The sequence below is a fragment of the Halomonas sp. MES3-P3E genome (genome assembly GCF_002836035.1).
GTDB lineage: Bacteria > Pseudomonadota > Gammaproteobacteria > Pseudomonadales > Halomonadaceae > Vreelandella > Vreelandella arctica.
In genome coordinates, this window is the sequence record NZ_PJBT01000021.1 from 16,238 (window position 1) to 36,896 (window position 20,659).

Sequence of the window (20,659 nt, forward strand, 5' to 3'; positions counted from 1 at the left end):
AAGAAAAATATCGGAGAGACCTGAAATGTCTTCACACGCACTGACTCTACCCAGCTACACCAGCAGCACGGCGGACAAGCCGCTGCTGGGCATGACGATTGGCGACAAATTCGACCAGATCGCCACGCAATATGCCGATAACGACGCGCTGATTGTGCTGCATCAGAATATCCACTGGAGCTACCGGCAGCTTCAGGAAGAGGTCAACCGCTGCGCCCGCGCCCTGCTCGCGATCGGCGTTCAAAAAGGCGACCGGGTGGCCATTTGGGCACCTAACTGCAGCGAATGGACGTTAACACAATTTGCCACCGCCAAAATTGGCGCCATTCTGGTCAACATCAATCCCTCTTACCGTACTCATGAGCTGGAGTACGCGCTAAATCAGTCAGGTGCACGCTTTCTGGTTACTGCCAACAGTTTCAAAAGCTCTGACTACAGCGGCATGCTTTACGAATTGGCACCCGAATTAAAAGCCTGCGCCGAGGGCAAGCTGAAATCCCAGAAGCTACCCGACCTTGAGTGCGTGATAAACCTGAGTCACGAAAAGTTGAATGGCATGTGGCGCTGGGCCGATCTGATGACGGAGGCCAACAAAGTCAGCCAGACCGACGTGGACGACCTGCAGGCAACGCTACAGTTCGACGACGCCATCAATATTCAGTACACATCCGGCACTACCGGTTTCCCCAAAGGGGCGACGCTTTCCCACCATAATATTCTCAATAACGGTTTTTTTGTGGCGGAAAGCATGGGTTTCACCAGCGAAGACCGTTTGGTGATCCCCGTGCCGCTTTACCACTGCTTTGGCATGGTCATGGGCAACCTGGGCTGTATGACCCACGGCGCCACCATGATCTACCCGGATGAAGGCTTTGATCCCGGCAAGGTGCTCAAGGCGGTGCACGAGCAAAAAGCTACCGCCCTTTACGGCGTGCCAACCATGTTTATCGCTGAGCTTGATCACCCGGATTTCCCTGGCACCGATCTCTCTTCACTGCGCACCGGCATTATGGCGGGCTCAATCTGCCCCGCTGAAATTATGAAGCAGGTGATCAGCAAGATGAACATGAAGGGCGTGCAGATCGCCTACGGCATGACGGAAACCAGCCCGGTATCTACCCAGACCGGCGCTAACGACAGCATCGAGAAGCGCGTTTCTACCGTGGGACGCACCCAACCGCACCTGGAAAATAAAATCGTCGACCCCGGCAATGGCGGTATTCTTCCTCGAGGTGAAATCGGTGAGCTGTGTACCCGCGGCTACAGCGTGATGCTGAAGTACTGGAACAACGACAAAGCCACCGCTGAAGCGATTGACGAAGCAGGCTGGATGCACACCGGCGACCTGGCCACTATGGATGAAGAGGGCTACATCCAGATCGTGGGGCGCATCAAAGATATGGTGATACGCGGTGGTGAGAACGTTTACCCCAAAGAGATTGAGGAGTTCCTTTATGCCCACCCGGCGATTTCAGAAGTACAGGTCACCGGCGTGCCGGATAAGAAGTACGGCGAAGAGCTGATTGCTTGGGTGAAACTCAACAGCACGGCGGGTGATGTGACCGGAGAAGAGTTGCGCGAGTACTGCAAAGGCAAAATTACCCACTTCAAAATTCCGCGCTACTTCAAGTTCGTTGACGAATTCCCGATGACGGTCACCGGCAAGATTCAGAAATTCAAGATGCGCGAAATTTCGATTCAGGAGCTAGGCCTGGATCAAGAGCCGTAACTGACCATGCCTACATCCCATCCGTTGGCAGACCATTATCAGCGCGGCCTACGCGCTGATAATGTGTTGGCGCAGATTGACGCCCACTACCCCGACGGCCCAACGCTTTACCAACTGGCGCCGCTGGATCAACTGCATATCGGCGGCGTAGCGGCTTCCACACGACTGCTTGAACGGCTCAATCCAGCCACTCATAGCAAGGTGCTGGATATCGGCGCGGGGCTGGGAGGATTGATGCGCCAGGGCGCAATGCTCGGCTTTCAAATGACCGGGCTGGATATTACTCATGGGTTTAGTGCGTTAAATAGAGCGCTGAGTTCACGAGTTAACCAACCTAACGCACCACCACTTGCCTGGGTCACCGGCAGTGCCAGTGCCCTGCCGTTTGCGGATAACAGTTTTGATGCCGTGCTGTTTCAACACAGCCTGATGAATATGCCTGACGCAGCCAGGGTAACCGCAGAAAGCCGACGGGTTCTGCGCCCAGGCGGGCAGCTAGTCATGCATGAGGTTGTCAGCGGCCCCCACGTGGTACAGCTTCACTACCCAGTGCCATGGGCGGCTTCTCCTGAGCACTCGCATCTACTGACCTTAACGTCATTAACCCATTTGCTCGAAACGGGCGGCTTTGTGCTTGAACATGTTGAAGATTGGAGCGAAATAGCCTTAGAGTGGCGCCAACGTCAGCGCCAAAAAGAACAGACGCCACGCCAAGCGGTGCTCTCCCCCAAGTGGGTGTTCGGCGAGCGCTTTACCACCATGGGAAAAAATTTAGTCGATAACCTAGCCAACGGCGCAATTAAAGTGGTGGAAATCCAAGTCAGTTGCTAACCTGATTAGGAATAGCTTTTTTTCTCTACCCATACGTATACGACAATAGGTGTACGAGAAATGCCAATGAAACGCTTGGCAATCACTCTGCTGTGCTGTGCTGTTCCCTGGTTTAGCAGCTACGCCGATGATAAGCCGCCGGTGATGGCTTATACCGCCCCCGATAGCGAACTCATGCAGCTTGAAAACGGCGTTATCCTGGAAGGTAGCGACCTGCAAAGCCTGGACAACTACTCCAGCGGCTTTCGCGTAACAGCGGGCTTTAGCCCCTGGCGGCTTCCTCAACTGGATATTGGCGCGGAAATCGCCTACCGGGAAAGCGAAGAAATCTCCACCTCGTCCAGTGTCAATCCGCTGATTATGGATACCTTAAGTTTAGGCGGCGCCATTGTCGCCGGTGTTCGCATGGGCGCCTTTAGCGTCTATGCGAAGTCCGGCATCACCGAATGGCGCGGTGAAAGCGATGTGGAAGGTGCCGATGAAAGTGGCACCGCGATGCTGCAAGGCTTCGGTGCCACCGTAACGGTCAATCGGCTTGTTAGCCGACTGGAATACGAACGTATCAACTCCCCCACCCTTGAACACCTCACTATGCTAAGCGCCTCGTTGCATATTCCCTTTTAAACGTTATCACGGTGCTGGTCGGGAGGCGTCCAGATCGGCACGTCTTCCCGCTGGGGCTCGTGCCACTCTTGTTGCATCGCACTATTCAGCGCTTCTTCCAGCTTCATAAACAGCTCGCCATAGCGGGGGCTGAAGCTAATACTCCCCTCGATCTCCTTCCAGGCTTCAAACAGTTCATCCTCATGGGCATCTTCGTTCTGCACAAATGCCCAGGTCATTTGCTTGGCCCGCATAGGGTGGACACCCATCGCCGTTAGCGCATCGCCGCCCAGTTCCAATGCGGAGTGGTAGGTTTCACTGACGACGTCATCAGCGCCTGCTTCTCGTAGTTGATAGCCATGGCCGCGATCAAAGGCGCGGGCTAGCACCCAAACATGGGGATAGTATTGCTTCACATGCTTGACCATGTGCACAGCGCGGTCGCGGTCGTCCAAGGCAATAACGATTAACCGGGCATGTTCGATACCAGCGGTTTCGAGCAAGTCGGAACGGCTGGCGTCACCAAAGTAGCTTTTGATGTTAATTTTGCGCAGGTTTTCAATCTGTTCGATCTCATGGTCCAGCGCCACTATGGGAATATTATTGGCGCGCAGCAGGCGACAAATAATTTGCCCAAACCGGCCTACGCCCGCAACGATCACCGGGGCCTGCTCTTCTATTGTATCGGCTTCCCGGTCGTCGTTCTTGGCACTGCGGTAGCGCGGCAGAACCAACCGGTCGTAAGCAATAAACAGTAGCGGTGTTAAAAACATCGAGAGCGCCACAACCAGTGAGAGCACCTGGGAGATGTCGGTTGGAATGACACTGTTTTGAACGCTATAGGTCAGTAGCACAAAACCAAATTCACCTGCCTGGGCAAGGCCCAGGGTGAATAGCCAGCCATTGCTGCCACGCACCCGAAACAGCAGTGCTAAGCCGAGCAGAATCACGCCTTTTACCACGATCACGGCCACACCTAACGAGAGAACCGTGCCCCACTCCGCCGCCAGCACCGAGAAGTTAATACCTGCCCCCACGGTAATAAAGAACAACCCCAACAGCAGTCCTTTAAAGGGCTCAATATTGGCTTCCAACTCATGCTTGAACTCACTGTTGGCAAGTACCACCCCGGCCAGGAACGCGCCGAGGGCAGGCGATAAATTAACCAAACTCATTAACGCGGCAATGCCGATGACCAGCATCAGGGCGGTGGCGGTAAATACTTCGCGCAGACCAGAACTAATCACATAGCGAAACAGCAGGGGCATTAAATAGTAGCCTGCCGCTATCACGCTCGCGATGGCCGCCACGACCACCAAGGCATGTGCCCAGCCGGGCAAGTGTGCGACCAGACTTAAGCTGGCGTGGCCATCATCGCTAACGTCGCCCATTAACTCGGGAAGTGCCAGCAACGGAATTAGCGCCAGCATGGGAATAACGGCAATATCCTGGAACAGCAGCACCGAAAAGGCGCTGCGGCCCCCTTCAGTTTTGGCAAGCCCCTTCTCGTTCAACGTTTGCAGCACAATCGCCGTGGAAGAGAGCGCAAAAATGAGCCCCACCGCCAGGGCTGTTTGCATCACTAGCCCTAGCCACAAAGCAATAGCAGTGCCTGCAGCAGCGGTTAGCACTACCTGAAGCCCACCCAGCCCTAGCAGCCGCACGCGCATCGCCCATAACCCTTTCGGGTCAAGCTCCATGCCGACCAAAAACAGCATCATTACCACGCCAAATTCCGCAAAATCCTGAATAGTGGTGGTTTCCTGGCCCACCAGCCCCAGGATCGGGCCAATCACTACCCCGGCGACCAAATAACCCAGCACTGAGCCCAGTCCAAAACGCTTGGCAAGGGGAACCGCAATTACCGCGGCGACAAGATAAATAAAGGCTTGAATAAAATAGCCAGTCATCGTGTTTCCTCAAAATAGAACGAGCTGCTTGACTTCCCTGAGCAATAATGTAGCGTACTAGTACGCTAGTACATTACTTTTTAACCGATGGCATCCCTCGATGGTTTCAAAACGTATCTTTACAACATGACAGCAAACGATCACTACCAGGCTGAGCTTATTAGCCACTTGCTCGCCATAGACTCACCCGAGGCAATGGACGCAGCACTGGCCGACCTATTGACTCCCGCAGAGTATCAAGAAATCAGTAAACGACTACAGATTTTTAAACTGCTGCGTGAAGGAGTGCCGCACCGCAAAATTGCCGAAACTCTAGGGGTGGGTATCGCCACGGTTTCCCGCGGTTCGCGCGCGCTGGCCACCTTGCACGCTTCAACACCGCTACCCTCTTCACAAGCTTCTTCACGGAATGATGCACCATGACCATTGCCAATACGCATGCTTCGGGCCCGCAGCCGTTTACGCTGCCACGCAAACCTCACTACGTGACGCTGGCGGCGGACTGCGACTTCTTTGCCCTGTTTCAAAAAATCGAGCGGCAGTTTGATACCTGCTACATGCTGGAGTCGCTTGGCGAAGATAGCCATATTGCACGCCATTCGATCATCGGCTTTGACCCCGAATACACGCTGTATGCCAATGGCAACACGCTAACTATCGAAGACCGTGACGGCAATGCAAACGAGTACCCAAGCGATAACCCTTATGAACTACTGCGTAGCCTGATCCCCCAAAATATTATTTCGCGTAAGTACGCGGGTGGCTTAAGCGGCTACCTCGGTTACGATGCCATGCAGTACTTCGAGCCCTCGTTGACCCTAAAAGCCAGCGACGACTTCGATACCTTCCGCTTTGGGCTCTACAAAGATGGCCTGATCCTCGACAAGATGACCGGGGAGGTTACCTACTTCTATTACGACAATAGTCGTTACGAGTTTCTGCAGACACTGATCGACGCCGACGAAAAACCCGCAGGCCCACTGCACATCACCGCGCTGGGCGACACAATGAGCAAAGCCGAGCACGCCGAGGCGGTTGCTAAGGTGAAGCAGGACATCATCGACGGCAAGGTGTTTCAGTGCGAGGTCGGCTTTAAAAAGCGCTTTCAGATTGAGGGCGATACGCTGGCCCTTTATGATCAGTTGCGCACCATCAATCCGTCGCCCCAGATGTACTACGTCAAATTCGGCAAGCAGAAGCTGATCGGCGCAAGCCCCGAGCTACTGTTCCGCCTGCGCCAGGGTGAGATGGAAACCTTCCCGCTGGCGGGTACCACCCTGCGCGGCCAAACGCCCCAGGAAGACACCCAGCTAGCCCGGGCGCTGCTCAACGACCCCAAGGAGATCGCCGAGCACAATATGATTGTGGATCTGCACCGCAACGATATTGGCCGGGTGGCCCAGTTTGGCACAGTAAAAGTGCGCAGCCTGATGGATATCAAGCGCTTTAGCCACGTACAGCATATCTCCAGCGAAATTGTCGGGATTATTGCCGAAGGCGAAGACATGTTTACGGCGCTGGCGAGTAACTTCCCCGCGGGCACGCTAACCGGCGCACCCAAGATTGAAGCGATGAAAATCATCGATGACCTAGAAACCGACGGGCGCGGCCCCTACGGCGGTGCGGTGGGCCAGTTCTCGTTTAACGGCGACTGCACCTTTGCCATCCCCATTCGCACGGTGTTTGTGAACGGCGAGCGCGCCTACGTACAAACCTGCGGCGGCAACGTATTCGATAGCAACGCCGAGGATGAGTACGAAGAGATTCGCCGCAAGTTCGCTGGCACTCGCAAGGCCCTGGCCCCTTTTATGAGCACGGATATGGAGAGCCCCGCATGAAGGTGCTGATCATCGATAATTACGACTCCTTCACCTATAACCTTTACCAGTTTATTGGTGAAATCTTGACCACGGAGAAGAATCGCGGCGGGTTGCCTCATTTTGAGATCATCGTTAAACGTAACGACCAAATCGACTACCACGCCATTGAGGCTCTGGCGCCGGATCGCATCATTATTTCCCCCGGCCCCGGCTCGCCGGATGACCCACGCTACTTTGGCGTGTGCGCCGAGGTAATTGAAAAACTGGGTAAGACCACCCCGCTGCTAGGGGTTTGTCTGGGCATGCAGGGCATCGTGCATGTGTTCGGCGGCAAGGTGGTTAAAGCGCCGCTACCCATGCACGGCAAGATCAGCCCAATCAACCACGACAATCGCTCGGTGTTTAACGGCGTGCCCGACCAGCTTGAGGTGATGCGTTATCACTCACTGATTGCCGATGCGACCACTTTACCCGAGTGCCTGGAAGTAACCGCCACCGTGGGTGCCCTGGAAGCGGATAATTTTGAGCAGCGCAGCCGCTGGCAGGCAATGGGTGAATTCGAGCTTATGGGCGTTAAACACCGGGAATACCCGATTCACGGCATTCAATTTCACCCCGAATCATTCGCGACCGAAGGCGGTAAGGAGTTGATAGCCAACTTTCTTTTCGCGCCCAACGATCAAGCCAGAGCGTAGGCACGCAGCATAGGGTGGCTAAACGGGTGGCTAAATGAGACTCAATGAAACAGTTAGCCACCCCGCACAGGCCAGATTTACAATAACCGTCAGCCAGAACGTAACCTGGAAGGCGGTTTTCTGAGTTTTATGCCGCAGCCGCTGTTGAGCCAGGAACGCACCCGGCCAGCCACCCACTACCCCAAGCAGATGTAGCGTTTTCTCGCTCACTCGACGGCGGTTATTGATAGCCGCCTTTTTGTCGATGGCGTAGGTAATGTAAGCGAGCATGCTAATCACAGCATAAAAAGCGACGATTGGGATCACAGTAAGGACTCTTGAAGGAGGAGGAGCTACTTGCGTCGCTGAGAAGGCTTGCCCGCAACCGCTAGCTTACCGCGGCCTTTGCCAACGGGCTTACCTTTTGCACTAGGCTTGCTTTTAACACTGGGCTTGCCGGGCGCTTTACCCTTGGGGAGAGGTTTACCAGCACTGTTTTTCGGGCCGGTGCTAACTTTTCCACTAGCGGCCTTTTTACCTTTGGGAAGTGGTTTAGGTTTAGCCCCGGTGGCTTTGGTGCCCGCTTTGGCCGGTTTCGGGCGCCCTTTGTTGGCAGCGGGCGGCTTTGCCTTGCCAGCGCCTGAGCTGTAGTTGGGCCTTTCAGGCTTAGCTTTACTCTTCTTCTCTGGCACGGCTTCTGATTTTTCGGTCAGCGCGATAATGGTGTCAATCTCTTTAGGGGTGAGATCGCGCCAATCCCCCAGGGCTAATCCTTTAAGGGGCACATTCATAATGCGCGTGCGAATAAGCTGGGTAACTTCATAGCCGAAGTATTCGCACATACGGCGAATTTGCCGATTGAGTCCCTGCACCAAGGTAATAGTGAACACAAAGGTGGACTCTTTTTGCACTTTGCAGCGCTTGGTCACCTTGCCAAGAATCGGCACACCGCCCTGCATGCCCTCGATAAACTCGTCGGTGATCGGCTTATTCACCGTCACCTGATACTCTTTTTCGTGGTTGTTATTGGCACGCAGAATCTTATTAACCAAATCACCGTTATTGGTTAAAAAAATCAGCCCCTGGGAGTCTTTATCGAGCCGACCGATGGGAAAAATGCGCGTGCCGTGTTTTACAAACTCAACGATATTGTCCTTTTCGCTGGACTCGGTGGTGCTAACGATGCCCACCGGCTTGTTCAGCGCAATAAGAACCAGATCTTCCTCTTCCTGTGGCTCGATCTCCTGGCCATTGACCTTGACCAGATCCCCCGCTACCACTTGGTCGCCGGTAGTGGCGCGGCGACCGTTAATCCACACGTTGCCCTGCTCCACAAAGCGGTCAGCCTCACGGCGAGAGCACATTCCACTTTCACTAATGTATTTATTGATACGGGTAGATTTTCGTAACGACATAAAACGCCATGTGGCTAAAAGGAGTGAACAAAAAAGTTAAAAAGAGGAGCCGGGCTGCTTTAGAAAAGCCAACTCCTCGTCGGTAGAGGCCCGCCCCAACAGTGCATTGCGGTGCGGGTAACGCCCGAAGCGATCAATGATCGCCTTGTGACGCACTTCAAAATCGAGATTATTCTCTAATCCCGGCTGGTCGAACAATTTCATCGCCAAGGCATGAATGGCGGCAGATTCGCTATGCATATAGGGCATATACAAAAATGCCCGCTGCTGAGGGGTTAGCTCAGCGTCGGCACCCGCAGCCACTGCCTCCTGAGCTAGAGCCAGCGCATCGGTGGCAAAAGCGCGCGCATCATCGCGGAAGATATTGCGCGAGAACTGATCCAGCACGATGATTTCCGCCAGCCGCCCTTCAGCCGTTTTCCGCCATGGGTAGCACTCACACCGGGCGGCCTGGGCGTGCAGTTCGCCAAAGCGCGCCTGGATCTTGCGATCCATCTCAAGGTCTTTTTTAAACCACTGAGCAGGCGTCAACTCCTCAAACCAAAAGTCGAGTACCGCTTGAGCACCTGAGGACATTGACGCCTCCCTGTTGTAGTAGAACGTTCGGCAATTAAAGAAACTAGCCTGTATTGCGTAAGCCAGCGGCTATACCCGCCATGGTCACCATCAACGCGCGCGACAGATCGGCGCTGATCGCCCCATCCGCATCGCGGTTGCGCTGCAGCAGTTCCGCTTGAAGGCCATGCAGCGGGTCGATGTACGGATTGCGTACATCGATCGCCTGGCGAATCAACGGCGTGTTCTCCAGCAGCTTATCCTGTTGGAGAATATCGAGCACCGCCTCCTCAAGCCGCGCAAAACGCTCACGTAGCTTTTTGCCCAGCGCCTTTAGCGATGGCTCATCGACAAGGCGATGCTCGTAGTAGGCGGCAATGGCCACGTCGGCTTTGGCCAACAGCATCTCAAGCATGTCGAGATAAGTGCCGAAGAAGGGCCACTCAGTGCGCATTTCTTGCAGCACATCGCGTCCACCGGGCTGCTCTAAGCGGGTTGAGAAAGCTTCACCGCTGCCCAGCCAGGCCGGCAGCATCAGGCGAATCTGTGTCCAGGCGAAAATCCATGGAATGGCGCGCAGGGTTTCTACGCCGCCATCCTGGCGGCGCTTGGTGGGACGTGAGCCTAGCGGCAGCCTTCCTAAAGCGCCCTCCGGCGTTACCGCCCGGAAGTAAGGGACAAAATCGGGGTCTTCCCGCACCACGCCGACATAAGCACCATGCGCTACCTTGGCGAGTTGATCCATCTCTTCACGCCAATGCGGTTCCGGCGCGCGAGGCGGCAACAGTGTGGCTTCCAGTACCGCGCAGGCATAAATCTCCATAGAACGTAGCGCAATATCGGGCTGGCCGAACTTGAAGCGAATCATTTCGCCCTGTTCGGTCACCCGCAGGCTGCCGTTCACCGAGCCGGGAGGCTGGGAAAGAATCGCCGCGTGGGCCGGGCCGCCGCCACGGCCTACGGTGCCACCGCGGCCGTGGAACAGGGTTAGATCAACACCGTGCCGGTTACACACATTGACCAGCGACTCCTGGGCCCGGTACTGCGCCCAAGCGGCGGCCAACTGACCGGCATCTTTGGCTGAATCTGAGTAGCCGATCATCACTTCCTGGCGATCATCAATCAGCGAACGATAGCTCGGTATCGCCAGCAGTTGGTCCACCACATCGCCTGCGTGATCCAGGTCGTTGAGGGTTTCAAACAGCGGTGCGATAGGCAGCGTGACCTGCCCTCCTACCTCTTTCATCAGCAGTGCCACGGTGAGCACGTCCGACGGTTCAGCGGCCATGGAAATAATGTAGGTTCCCAGCGCTTCGGAGTGTTCCTGGGCAATCACCTTAAAGGTATCCAGCACTTCCCGGGTCTCGGCAGAACACTCCCAGCGGCGCGGAATCAGCGGGCGACGGGAAGCCAACTCGGCCAGCAGGAACTCTTGACGCTGGGCTTCATCCCATTCGCGGTAGTGGCCAAGGCCAAGCGTACTGGTCAGCTCTTCAATCACCTGTGCGTGGCGGCTGGCCTCCTGGCGCAGATCGAGCTTGGTCAGCGTAACGCCGAATACGGCGACCCGGCGCAAGGTATCCAGCAGCGCGCCGTTAGCGATGGTGTCGAGACCAACATCGCAAAGTGAGCGGTAGCAGCCGAGCAGCGGGGAATAGAGCTGATCACGGGTTTCAATAATCGGCCCGCCGTCATAGTTACGCCCCTCAAGCTCGGCCTTGGCCCAATCCCGGGTTGACTCCATTCTTGTCAGCAGGCGCTTTAGCACTTCGCGATACGGTTCGGCCACATCGCCCGCCTCGGCTTTAAGCGCGCTGTTGGCCTTCCACATGGAGAGCTCAGTCTTTAACTGATCCAGGTCGCGCAGGTAAAGATCGGCGGCCATCCAGCGGCCCAGTAGCAATACCTCGCGGGTGACCCGGGCGGTCACGTTGGGATTACCGTCGCGATCCCCACCCATCCAGGAGGCGTAGCGAATCGGCGCGGCATCCAGGGGTAAGCGCTCACCGGCGGTATCCAGCAGCAGGTTATCCAAATCGCGGTGGAAGTCCGGCACTGCCTGCCAGAGTGAGTTTTCAATAACGGCAAAGCCCCACTTGGCCTCATCAACCGGCGTGGGGCGTTCGTGGCGAATCTCATCGGTGTGCCATGCCTGGCTGATCAGTTCTTCCAGACGCCCCTGGGCGCGAGTGCCGCGTTCAGGGTAATCTTCGGAGCTTTCAATGGCAGTCAGGCACTCATCAATGGCGTCATATTTCTGAATCAGCGTGCGGCGGATAACTTCCGTGGGGTGGGCGGTCAACACCAGCTCAACGCGCATATTGGCGAGGGTCTCAACCAGTTTACGCGGTGAGTTACCCGCCTGCTGAGCGCGCTTAAGCAGTTCACCAAGCACCGGTTGGGAGCCCGGCTTGTAATCCTCTACGCGGCGAAAGCGTGCCCGGTAGTGCTGTTCCGCAATGTTGGCGAGGTTTAAAAACTGGTTAAACGCCCGGGTGACCGGCAATAGGTCTTTCTCAGGCAGATCTCGCAGGTACTCGATCAATTCGCGCTGCTGCAGAGAATCGCCCTGGCGCCCGCGCTTGGCGTGAGCACGGATGGTTTCAATCTTATCGACAAATGCTTGGCCCAAATCGTCGGCAATGGTTCGCCCCAGGCTATCACCCAGAATACGCACATTATCGCGCAGAGATTCGTGTAGGTCGTGACTCATTGGCATGGCCTCCTTGCAGGCGTCGCGTAATAATTAGATCAGGAATGGGTAGATTGTTTTTCTTCTGCTTTAGCTGCCTGCCAGTGGGTTTCCATCTCGTCTAACGAGGCCTCCGCCAGCGGTCGCTGGGCAGCGTTAAGCTCGCCTTCGACGTAGCGAAAGCGGCGTTCAAACTTTGCATTGGTCGCGCGTAGGCACTGCTCTGGGTCAGCGTTCAATGTGCGGGCAAGATTGGTGACTGCAAACAGCAGATCGCCAACTTCTTCCTGGGCGTGCTGTTGATCACCGGCGGCGAGCGCCTCCTCGACTTCGGCCAGCTCTTCGCGAATTTTCGCTACCACGCCCTTGGCATCTGGCCAATCAAACCCTACCCGCGCTGCGCGTTTCGATAACTTGGCGGCCCGGCTGAGCGCTGGCAGCGTGCGTGGCACATCGTCTAATACCGACGGCGTAGCGACAGCTCGTTCGGCTCTCTCTTCCGCTTTTAGCGACTCCCAACGGCTATTCACCTGCTGGGTTTTCACCTCTTCGGCACTCACTCCAGGCGGGCGGCGCGAGGCCAGGGTGCCATCCGGAAACACGTGCGGATGACGACGCAGCATTTTTGCGGTCAGCGTATCGACAATATCGGCAAAGTCGAAGCGCCGCTCTTCGGCACCAAACTGAGCGTAGTAGACCACCTGAAAGAGCAGATCGCCCAGCTCACCGGGCAACTCATCGAAGGCGCGACGCTCAATGGCATCGGCGACCTCGTAAGCCTCTTCCAGTGTGTGGGGCACGATGCTGTCCCAGTCCTGCTGCAAGTCCCATGGGCAGCCCTGCTCGGCGTCACGCAGCACTTGCATCATGGTCAGCAGGTCGTCCATACCATGGCGCATCATTCCCCTCCCTTACGCGTTTGCTTTTCCGGGTCTGCATTGCGCAAACGGCGCACTTCGGTAACGTTTGGCAACTGCTGGATACGGGAGAACAGGCGCCCCAGGGATTCCAGGCCGTCGACTTCCAAGGTAATGCGCAGACGGGCGATGCCCTCGTCGGTATCGGTCAATGTGTTCACGGCGAGTACGTTGACTTTTTCATTGCCGAGCAGCCCTGTCACATCGCGCAGTAGCCCGGAGCGATCCCAGGCTTGAATCTCAATGGTCACCGGATAGCGGGTCTGGGCACGTTCGCCCCACTCTACCTCGATAATGCGCTGGGGTTCGTCCAGGCGCAATTGCAGAATATTGCTACAGTCCTGGCGATGCACGGTGACGCCACGCCCCTGGGTGATAAAGCCGATGATCGGTTCGCCAGGCACTGGCCGACAGCAGTTCGCCATACTGGTTTTCAGATTGCCGACGCCGAGCACCGTGATATCACTTTTGGTGGCTTTGCTGGATTGCCGCTGAGGCTTGGCTAGCAGGCGATTCAGCTGCTCCTGGTCGTCGGTTTCGCCGAACAGCTGTTGGGCCTGATGCAACACTTGGCCAATACGCAGATCACCGGCGCCAATGGCGGCATACATATCGTCAGCGTTGAGGTAGTTAACTGCCTTGGCCAGCTTGGGCAGGTCGAGCCCTTCGACATCCAGGCGGCGCATCTCGCGGTCAAACAGCGCGCGCCCTTCATCCAGGTTTTGATCCCGCGCCTGGTGCTTGAACCACGCCTGAATTTTGGCCCGCGCCCGGGAGGTGCGCACATAGCCCAAACTGGGGTTTAACCAGTCGCGGCTTGGCCCGCCTTTGGTGGCCGTCAGTATCTCGATCTGCTGGCCGGTTTTGAGCTTATAAGTGAGCGGCACAATGCGCCCATTGATCTTAGCGCCCCGGCAGCGGTGGCCAATTTCGGTATGCACTCGGTAGGCAAAATCGATAGGCGTGGCAACCCGCGGTAAATCGATCACATGGCCATCGGGGGTGAACACATAGATGCGGTCAGGCGCGACATCGCTGGAGAGCCCTTCGCGCAGATCACCAAAGCCACCCACTTCGTCCTGCCACTCCAACACTTGGCGCAGCCAGGCGATTTTTTCTTCATAGCTACGGCTTTTAGCGTTGGTATCGTGGCCCTTGTAGCGCCAGTGGGCACAGACGCCCAGTTCAGCTTCGTCGTGCATGGCAAAGGTGCGAATCTGGATTTCGAGCACCTTGTTTTCCGGCCCCATCACGGCAGTGTGCAGTGACTGGTAGCCATTTTTCTTGGGGTTGGCGATGTAGTCATCAAACTCGTTCGGCACGTGGTGCCAGCGCGAATGGATGATGCCCAGCACGGTGTAGCAGTCGGCCACTTCCGGCACCAGAATCCGCACTGCGCGCACGTCGTGAACTTGTGAAAAATCGATCCGCTTACGCTTCATTTTGCGCCAGATCGAGTAGATATGCTTGGCCCGCCCATCCACATCGTAGCGGTGAATATGCTGGGCCTCCATCAAGCCCTTGATGGTTTCTACCACATCGTGGATATAGCGGTCGCGGTCGAGACGTTTTTCCGCCAGCAGCTTGGCAATCGCTTTGTATTCGTCTTCGTGCAAGTAACGAAACGATAGGTCTTCCAGCTCCCACTTGAGCTGACCGATACCCAAACGGTGAGCCAGGGGTGCGTAAATATCCGCGACCTCTCTGGCCACCTGTAAACATTTTTCCCGAGGAGCATCTTTTACCTGACGCAGCGCACAGGTACGTTCGGCAATTTTGATTAAGGCGACGCGTACATCGCCCACCATGTTGACCAGCATCTTGCGCAGGTTTTCCTGCTGATTATGCTGGCCCATGCCATGGTCAGGCGCTAACGGGTAGCTGATCGCGGCCATTTGCAGAACGCCATCGATCAGGCTCGCGACTTCTTCTCCAAAGCGTTTTGTCACCGCCTCAAGGCTCAGTAAGCCTTCCCGCACCGCACGGTAGAGAACGGCGGCTTCCAGCGTGGCCTGATCCAACTTCAAATCGCCAAGGATATCGGCCATTTCCAGGCCCATGCGGAAGCTGGAACCCGGCGAAAGCCATACACGATGCGTGCGAGGGGCTTCTAGTTCTAACGTTTCAGCAAGCTCACAGGCCTCGACTAAACGCTCGGGATCACGTAGGCGCACATCTTCTTGCAGGCGCGTTAACCATTGTTGTATATCCACCTTTCCGCTAGCGGTTAGCGGCTGGTCTTCACGCACTTTTACCATGACTATCACTCATCCATTCTGGGGGACGATCTCCACACGGCTGTCACCGTGGCTTGACGCATTTAGCTGCATCAGCTTCAAACAGCATCATTTTCAAACAACATTAGTGTTTCCATATGCGCAGTGTGAAGGAACATATCTGCCACTGCTACTTGCTTAACCCGGTAACCCGCATGCACAAGATGTGCCGCATCCCGTGCAAGCGTTGCGGGGTCACAGGAAATATAGACCACCCTGGGCACCGGGTGGCGCGCCAGCGACTGACAAATTGCTTCCCCACCGTTGCGCGGCGGGTCAAGCACTAGCGCATCACTATCGCGATGAGCAGATAGCAGCTCTTTAACGCTGGCGGGGTCGTTCAAATCGGCTTGTTGGCCGCTGACCATCAGCGCGTTGTGCTTAGCATTTATCGCAATCCGCGCCACCATGGCAGGGTTGCCTTCCACCGCGTGCACTTCAGCACCCGCCGCGGCGATGGGTAGGCTGAAATTCCCGATACCTGCAAACAAATCGAGCAGTTTTTGCCCTGGCTTGGGCGCCAACCATTGCATCACTTGGGCAACCATTTGCTGATTAACCTGGGCGTTGACCTGTAAAAAATCGCCTGGGGCAAAACTCAGTGTTAGCGGTGGCTGGTCGTTGAGTGTTAGCGACTCTTCCAGCACCGGGGGCGCGCCATGCCAGTGCAGCGTGGGTGTTTCACGCCCCAACCAGGTGCCTAAGGCCACTTGATGCTGCTGGGCAAAGGCTTGCCAGCGCTCGGCATCCTGCTGGTGCTCTTTCAGTTGGCGCACCAGCACCACTTGGGTAGTCGCCGTTGCCAGCAGCTCGATATGGCCTACCTGCCGCGGAGCTTCTAGGGTTACCAGTAATTCGCGCAGTGGCGTTAGCAGCTGTTGTAGGGAATCTACCAGCACTGGGCAGCGCTCGATGTCCACCAGCCGGTGGCTATGGGCGGCACGAAAACCCAGACGGGTATTGCCCTGACTATCTACCTTGACGCCTAGCCGTGCACGACGCCGATAGCCCTGGTCATCGCCCTGAATCGTGCCAATCTCGCCTAGTGTGATGCCTTGACGCGCAAACAGGTCACGCACCACCTCACGCTTGTGGGTGCGCTGGGCATCAATATTTAAATGTTGTAAATCGCAGCCGCCACAGTGGCCAAAATGCGGGCACGGGGGCTTAACACGCTGATCAGAGGACGTTAGCAGTGATTTAATATGCGCTTCGTCAAAGCGTTTGCGCGTCAGATGAGTCGCCACCTCAACCTGTTCACCGGGCAACGCCTGATCAACAAACACGGTTTTACCGTTGGCTGAGTGGGCGACGCCACGGCCATCGTGCGCTAAGCGCTCAATCACCAAGGGCGACGTATCATTATCTGTAGCCGTATGACGCGTTTTGCCGCCTGGCGTGCCAGCAAGCCCAGAGTGACCGGATGCGGGCCTAGACGGCCGCCTTTTTCCCAACATGGCCATGGTTATACTCCTGGGGCAAATAGGCCAGTAGAGAGATAGCGGTCACCGCGGTCACAGACAATAAACACAATGACCGCATTTTCAGTTTGTTCGGCAATGCGCAGCGCGCCTGCCAAGCTACCACCTGATGAAACTCCGGCCAGAATACCCTCTTCGCGGGCAAGACGACGCATATGCTCTTCGGCTTCTTGCTGGCCGATATCAAGCGTGACATCCACCCGGGGCGCTTCAAAGATGGCGGGAAGGTACTCTTTTGGCCAGCGACGAATACCGGGAATACTGGCGCCATCGGCGGGCTGCAAGCCGACAATCTGAATAGCCGGGTTTTGCTCTTTTAAATAGCGCGACACGCCCATGATGGTGCCCGTGGTGCCCATTGAGCTTACAAAGTGAGTCACTTCGCCACCGGTTTGTTGCCATACTTCAGGGCCGGTGGTGCGATAGTGCGCCAACGGGTTATCCGGGTTGGCGAACTGATTGAGCGGTTTTCCCTCGCCACTGGCGATCATGTCATCCGCTATATCCCGAGCTTCCTCCATGCCACCGGCTTTACTGGCCGAAATGAGTTTGGCCCCATAGGCTGCCATCGCCTGCTTACGCTCTTCCGAGGCGTTTTCCGGCATCACGAGTACCATTTTGTAGCCTTTGATCGCCGCCGCCATAGCCAACGCAATACCGGTATTACCTGAGGTTGCCTCAATCAGCGTATCGCCGGGGGTAATATCACCACGGGCTTCCGCCTCGCTGATCATGGAGAGTGCGGGACGATCCTTGACCGAACCCGCTGGGTTATTGCCTTCAAGCTTGGCCAGCAGGGTATTGTTGCGACCGGCGCTAATGCGCTTCAGGCGCACTAATGGCGTGTTGCCAACAATCTCTTCCAACGTGGGATAGCCCTTAAGATCGTACATGAAAACTCCTTATCGTAACCGTTATGCTGCATTATATCGGTGCTGCCTTGACCTGGACAGGCAACCTCATTGAATCAGCGAGCTTCTTTTCATGTCATTGAATACCCGTCTTCTATTTGCCCTACTCGGTTTTCCGCTCCTGGTGTACGCCATGATGGCTGTATTACTGGTCATACATAGTGATACGGAAGCTCAGGCGGCACAGCAAGAACGCTTGGAAAATGCTGGCGAGCTGCTGTTGCCCAGTTTTGCTGACGCAGTCGCACAGAGTGATTCTCAGCGTCTTGAGGCCCTGGCCCGCCAACTTCTCACCATGAGAGGATTGCGGGCGGTTGCGCTTTTTGATGCGCAAGGCGACCGTCTTTTATTACTGGGCAACGCTGCGCAACCCACCCTGGAAGCGCCAGCTAGCAGCCAACTGCTCATGGAAGAAGAGGCTTGGCGACTGCGCTTACCGTTAGCGGTTACCCAGCCCAATACAAGCTTAGTCAGTGCGGTCAGTAGTAGCGCAGGCTGGCTGGTTATTGAAATGGACACCCGAGCGCTCACCCTGGGCCGTTATAAATTGATTGCTAGTCTTAGCTTAGGCGGCATGTTGCTTGGCCTGCTGATGTTTTTAATCGCCTTCGCCATCAGTCGCTATGCCACCCGCCCTATCGAAGAAGCTAACCAAGCACTTTATCGTTTATCCCGCGGTGACTATCGGCTACATCTGATGCCTTCTAATGCGGCGGAACTTAACCACCTGATTAGCCACATTAATACCCTCGCTGAACACTTTCAGCAGGCCCAGCGTGATATGCAAACGCAAATTGAGCAGGCCACCAGCGAACTGCAAGAATCCATGGAAACCATTGAGGAGCAGAATATAAAGCTCGATTTGGCCCACCGCAGCGCTTTGCGGGCGAATGCGGTGAAATCCGAATTCTTAGCCAACATGAGCCATGAGATTCGCACCCCACTCAACGGCATTATTGGGTTTTGCCGACTGCTGGGCCGTTCATCGCTGGATACCCGCCAGCAGGAATGGTTGCAGCACGTGCATCGCGCTTGCGACAACCTGCTTATGTTGGTTAACGACGTGCTCGACTTTTCCAAGCTTGAGGCCAATCGCCTTACCCTCGAAGAAGCGGATATTGATATCGTCGCACTGGTTGATGAAGTGATAGGGCTTCACGCGCCTGAAGCCCAGCGCAAGCAGTTACACCTAGTGGCGATGGTGTATGACGATGTCCCTACACCACTGAGCGGTGATCCGTTGCGTATTCATCAAGTGTTAAATAACTTGATTGGTAATGCGCTCAAATTCACTCATGAAGGTGACGTGATTGTGCGTGTCATGCTGGATAACCAGGAAGGCCAGCATGTCGTGCTTAACCTCAGCGTTAGTGACACCGGAATTGGTCTTAGCGATGCCCATCAGAAGGCCTTATTTAGCGCCTTTTCCCAGGCTGAACCCAGCCATTCGCGCGAGTTTGGCGGCAGTGGCCTGGGGCTTACTATCTGCCGCCAGCTCATTGAGCGCATGGGCGGCGAGATTGAGCTGGAGAGTGTACTGGGCCAAGGCACCACTTTCTCCTTTACACTGCCCCTGCTGGCTTACAAAGCAATCGAACGACCAGCGGAGATTAGCCTAGCCAACCCCACTATTTGCCTCTATGAAACACATGCGCCTACTCGCCATGTGTTGGAGCATTTGCTGCAGCGCTGGGAAGCGCAACCGATTGCGTTTGATGCCCCTGAGCCGGCACAACTGCTGATATTGGGGTTGGAGCACAGTGATTATACGCCCGAGCGCCACCGCTACTGGCAAAAAGCCATTGATCAAACGCCTTGCCCTGTATTGATTTTAGCCAACGGCAACAGTTTTGACCTGCCCCCTTTACGATTACCCCAGGGCGGTGAAACGCTTTACAAACCCTTTTCACGCGCTCAATTGGTGGCATCGCTTAAGCAATTACTGCTGCCGGCGTTTGTGTCCGATAAGAAGCCTGGGCCGTTAGCCGCTCTGCCAGCGTCGTCTCAACCCGTCAAGTTGTTGATTGTGGATGACAATGCGCCGAACCGCGAGCTGCTCAAAAATATGCTTGAAGATCCCGCCCTGCATATCACGGCATTAGAAAGTGGCCACCAAGCACTAGAGTTTGCGCGAACCAGCAACGTAGATATGGTGCTGATGGATATTCGTATGCCTGGCATGGATGGTGTACAAACCACCCAAGCGTTGCGCCGACTCAGCAGTACATGGGCTCGCTGCCCCATTATAGCGGTCACCGCTCATGTCCTCAGCAGTGAACGCCAAAAGTGGCTCGCCGAAGGCCTTGATGACGTCCTGATAAAACCCATTGATGAGGCACAGCTGCATCAACTGCTTCATCGCTTTTTGGGGGTTACCCATCGGCTAGCCGACAGCAATGCAGCGCCTTCTGCAACGAGCAGTAGCAAAGCCACTATTAAGTCATTTAGCCACACGACGCCCGCCAAGCTACCCGTTGTGGATCTTGAGATAGGCGCACGCCTAGCAGGCGGTAAAGAGTACCTCGCACGGGAGCAGCTAAAACGTTTGATCGACAGCTTGGACGAAAGCGAACAACATATGCGTAGCGCTTTTGCGCAACAAAATTTGCCGATGCTGCTCGATTGGGTCCATGGATTGAATGGCGCCAGCCGCTACTGCGGCGCGCCGGAACTGGCATTGCTGGTAGAGACATTGGAGACACGGCTGCGGACCAGCGGCTTAGACCATGTAGAGGGGCTACTGGAGGACTTATATCGTGCAATGGCACGACTAAAAGCACACCGCCCGTTTTTACTCAGGTCCTAAGCCAATAACTAATACCTAAAGACCAAAAACAAATCTTCG

Annotated in this window: 16 protein-coding genes; 7 read left to right on the forward strand and 9 right to left on the reverse strand. The window is 55.7% G+C overall.

Annotated features, from left to right (window positions below; genetic code table 11):
* Positions 1 to 25 precede the first annotated feature (25 nt).
* Genes CXF87_RS07255 through CXF87_RS07265 form a run of 3 tightly spaced genes read left to right on the forward strand, consistent with a single transcriptional unit; the run spans position 26 to position 3,184 of the window.
* Positions 26 to 1,729 (forward strand): AMP-binding protein, encoded by a 1,704-nt coding sequence (locus tag CXF87_RS07255; protein ID WP_101146141.1) that lies wholly within the window; start codon positions 26 to 28, stop codon positions 1,727 to 1,729.
* Between the two features lie 6 nt (positions 1,730 to 1,735).
* Positions 1,736 to 2,560 (forward strand): class I SAM-dependent methyltransferase, encoded by an 825-nt coding sequence (locus CXF87_RS07260; RefSeq protein ID WP_101146142.1) that lies wholly within the window; start codon positions 1,736 to 1,738, stop codon positions 2,558 to 2,560.
* A gap of 60 nt (positions 2,561 to 2,620) precedes the next feature.
* Positions 2,621 to 3,184 carry a hypothetical protein gene (locus tag CXF87_RS07265; RefSeq protein WP_101146143.1) on the forward strand — a complete coding sequence of 188 codons (564 nt, stop codon included), beginning with the start codon at positions 2,621 to 2,623 and terminating at the stop codon, positions 3,182 to 3,184.
* Here CXF87_RS07265 and CXF87_RS07270 read toward each other — a convergent pair.
* Complete coding sequence (locus tag CXF87_RS07270) at positions 3,181 to 5,073, reverse strand: monovalent cation:proton antiporter-2 (CPA2) family protein (protein ID WP_101146144.1); 1,893 nt, start codon at positions 5,071 to 5,073, stop codon at positions 3,181 to 3,183. The two genes, CXF87_RS07265 and CXF87_RS07270, sit on opposite strands and share 4 nt — an antisense overlap.
* 126 nt (positions 5,074 to 5,199) lie before the next feature.
* Here CXF87_RS07270 and CXF87_RS07275 point away from each other — a divergent pair, with 126 nt between their 5' ends.
* The 3 genes from CXF87_RS07275 to CXF87_RS07285 are packed head-to-tail and all read left to right on the forward strand — an operon-like array spanning position 5,200 to position 7,588.
* Positions 5,200 to 5,496: a Trp family transcriptional regulator gene (locus tag CXF87_RS07275; RefSeq protein ID WP_101146145.1), complete on the forward strand. Its 297-nt coding sequence runs from the start codon at positions 5,200 to 5,202 to the stop codon at positions 5,494 to 5,496.
* Positions 5,493 to 6,911: an anthranilate synthase component I family protein gene (locus CXF87_RS07280; protein ID WP_101146146.1), complete on the forward strand. Its 1,419-nt coding sequence runs from the start codon at positions 5,493 to 5,495 to the stop codon at positions 6,909 to 6,911. Before CXF87_RS07275 ends, CXF87_RS07280 begins: the two co-directional genes overlap by 4 nt.
* Positions 6,908 to 7,588 (forward strand): anthranilate synthase component II, encoded by a 681-nt coding sequence (locus tag CXF87_RS07285; protein ID WP_101146147.1) that lies wholly within the window; start codon positions 6,908 to 6,910, stop codon positions 7,586 to 7,588. Before CXF87_RS07280 ends, CXF87_RS07285 begins: the two co-directional genes overlap by 4 nt.
* A 30-nt stretch (positions 7,589 to 7,618) precedes the next feature.
* Here the strand turns inward: CXF87_RS07285 and CXF87_RS07290 are convergent, their stop codons facing one another.
* The 8 genes from CXF87_RS07290 to cysM form a co-directional block, all read right to left on the reverse strand.
* Positions 7,619 to 7,894 carry a DUF1294 domain-containing protein gene (locus CXF87_RS07290; protein ID WP_101146148.1) on the reverse strand — a complete coding sequence of 92 codons (276 nt, stop codon included), beginning with the start codon at positions 7,892 to 7,894 and terminating at the stop codon, positions 7,619 to 7,621.
* 26 nt (positions 7,895 to 7,920) lie between these two features.
* Positions 7,921 to 8,982 carry a 23S rRNA pseudouridine(2604) synthase RluF gene (rluF, locus tag CXF87_RS07295; RefSeq protein WP_101146149.1) on the reverse strand — a complete coding sequence of 354 codons (1,062 nt, stop codon included), beginning with the start codon at positions 8,980 to 8,982 and terminating at the stop codon, positions 7,921 to 7,923.
* Between the two features lie 36 nt (positions 8,983 to 9,018).
* A complete protein-coding gene (locus CXF87_RS07300; RefSeq protein ID WP_101146150.1) occupies positions 9,019 to 9,558 on the reverse strand; it encodes a DUF924 family protein in 540 nt (179 codons plus the stop codon).
* Positions 9,559 to 9,601: 43 nt separating this feature from the next.
* Positions 9,602 to 12,250: a phosphoenolpyruvate carboxylase gene (gene ppc, locus CXF87_RS07305; RefSeq protein ID WP_101146151.1), complete on the reverse strand. Its 2,649-nt coding sequence runs from the start codon at positions 12,248 to 12,250 to the stop codon at positions 9,602 to 9,604.
* A gap of 38 nt (positions 12,251 to 12,288) precedes the next feature.
* The gene (mazG, locus tag CXF87_RS07310) at positions 12,289 to 13,128 is read right to left on the reverse strand and encodes a nucleoside triphosphate pyrophosphohydrolase (protein WP_101146152.1); all 840 of its coding nucleotides are present in this window, start codon (positions 13,126 to 13,128) and stop codon (positions 12,289 to 12,291) included.
* A complete protein-coding gene (gene relA, locus CXF87_RS07315; RefSeq protein WP_008956755.1) occupies positions 13,128 to 15,404 on the reverse strand; it encodes a GTP diphosphokinase in 2,277 nt (758 codons plus the stop codon). Before relA ends, mazG begins: the two co-directional genes overlap by 1 nt.
* 77 nt (positions 15,405 to 15,481) lie before the next feature.
* Complete coding sequence (rlmD, locus tag CXF87_RS07320; RefSeq protein ID WP_101146153.1) at positions 15,482 to 16,885, reverse strand: 23S rRNA (uracil(1939)-C(5))-methyltransferase RlmD; 1,404 nt, start codon at positions 16,883 to 16,885, stop codon at positions 15,482 to 15,484.
* 2 nt (positions 16,886 to 16,887) lie between these two features.
* Positions 16,888 to 17,796 (reverse strand): cysteine synthase CysM, encoded by a 909-nt coding sequence (cysM, locus tag CXF87_RS07325; protein ID WP_101146154.1) that lies wholly within the window; start codon positions 17,794 to 17,796, stop codon positions 16,888 to 16,890.
* A gap of 91 nt (positions 17,797 to 17,887) precedes the next feature.
* On the opposite strand from cysM, the gene CXF87_RS07330 reads away from it, so the two are divergent.
* Complete coding sequence (locus CXF87_RS07330) at positions 17,888 to 20,620, forward strand: ATP-binding protein (RefSeq protein ID WP_101146155.1); 2,733 nt, start codon at positions 17,888 to 17,890, stop codon at positions 20,618 to 20,620.
* Positions 20,621 to 20,659: the final 39 nt, after the last annotated feature.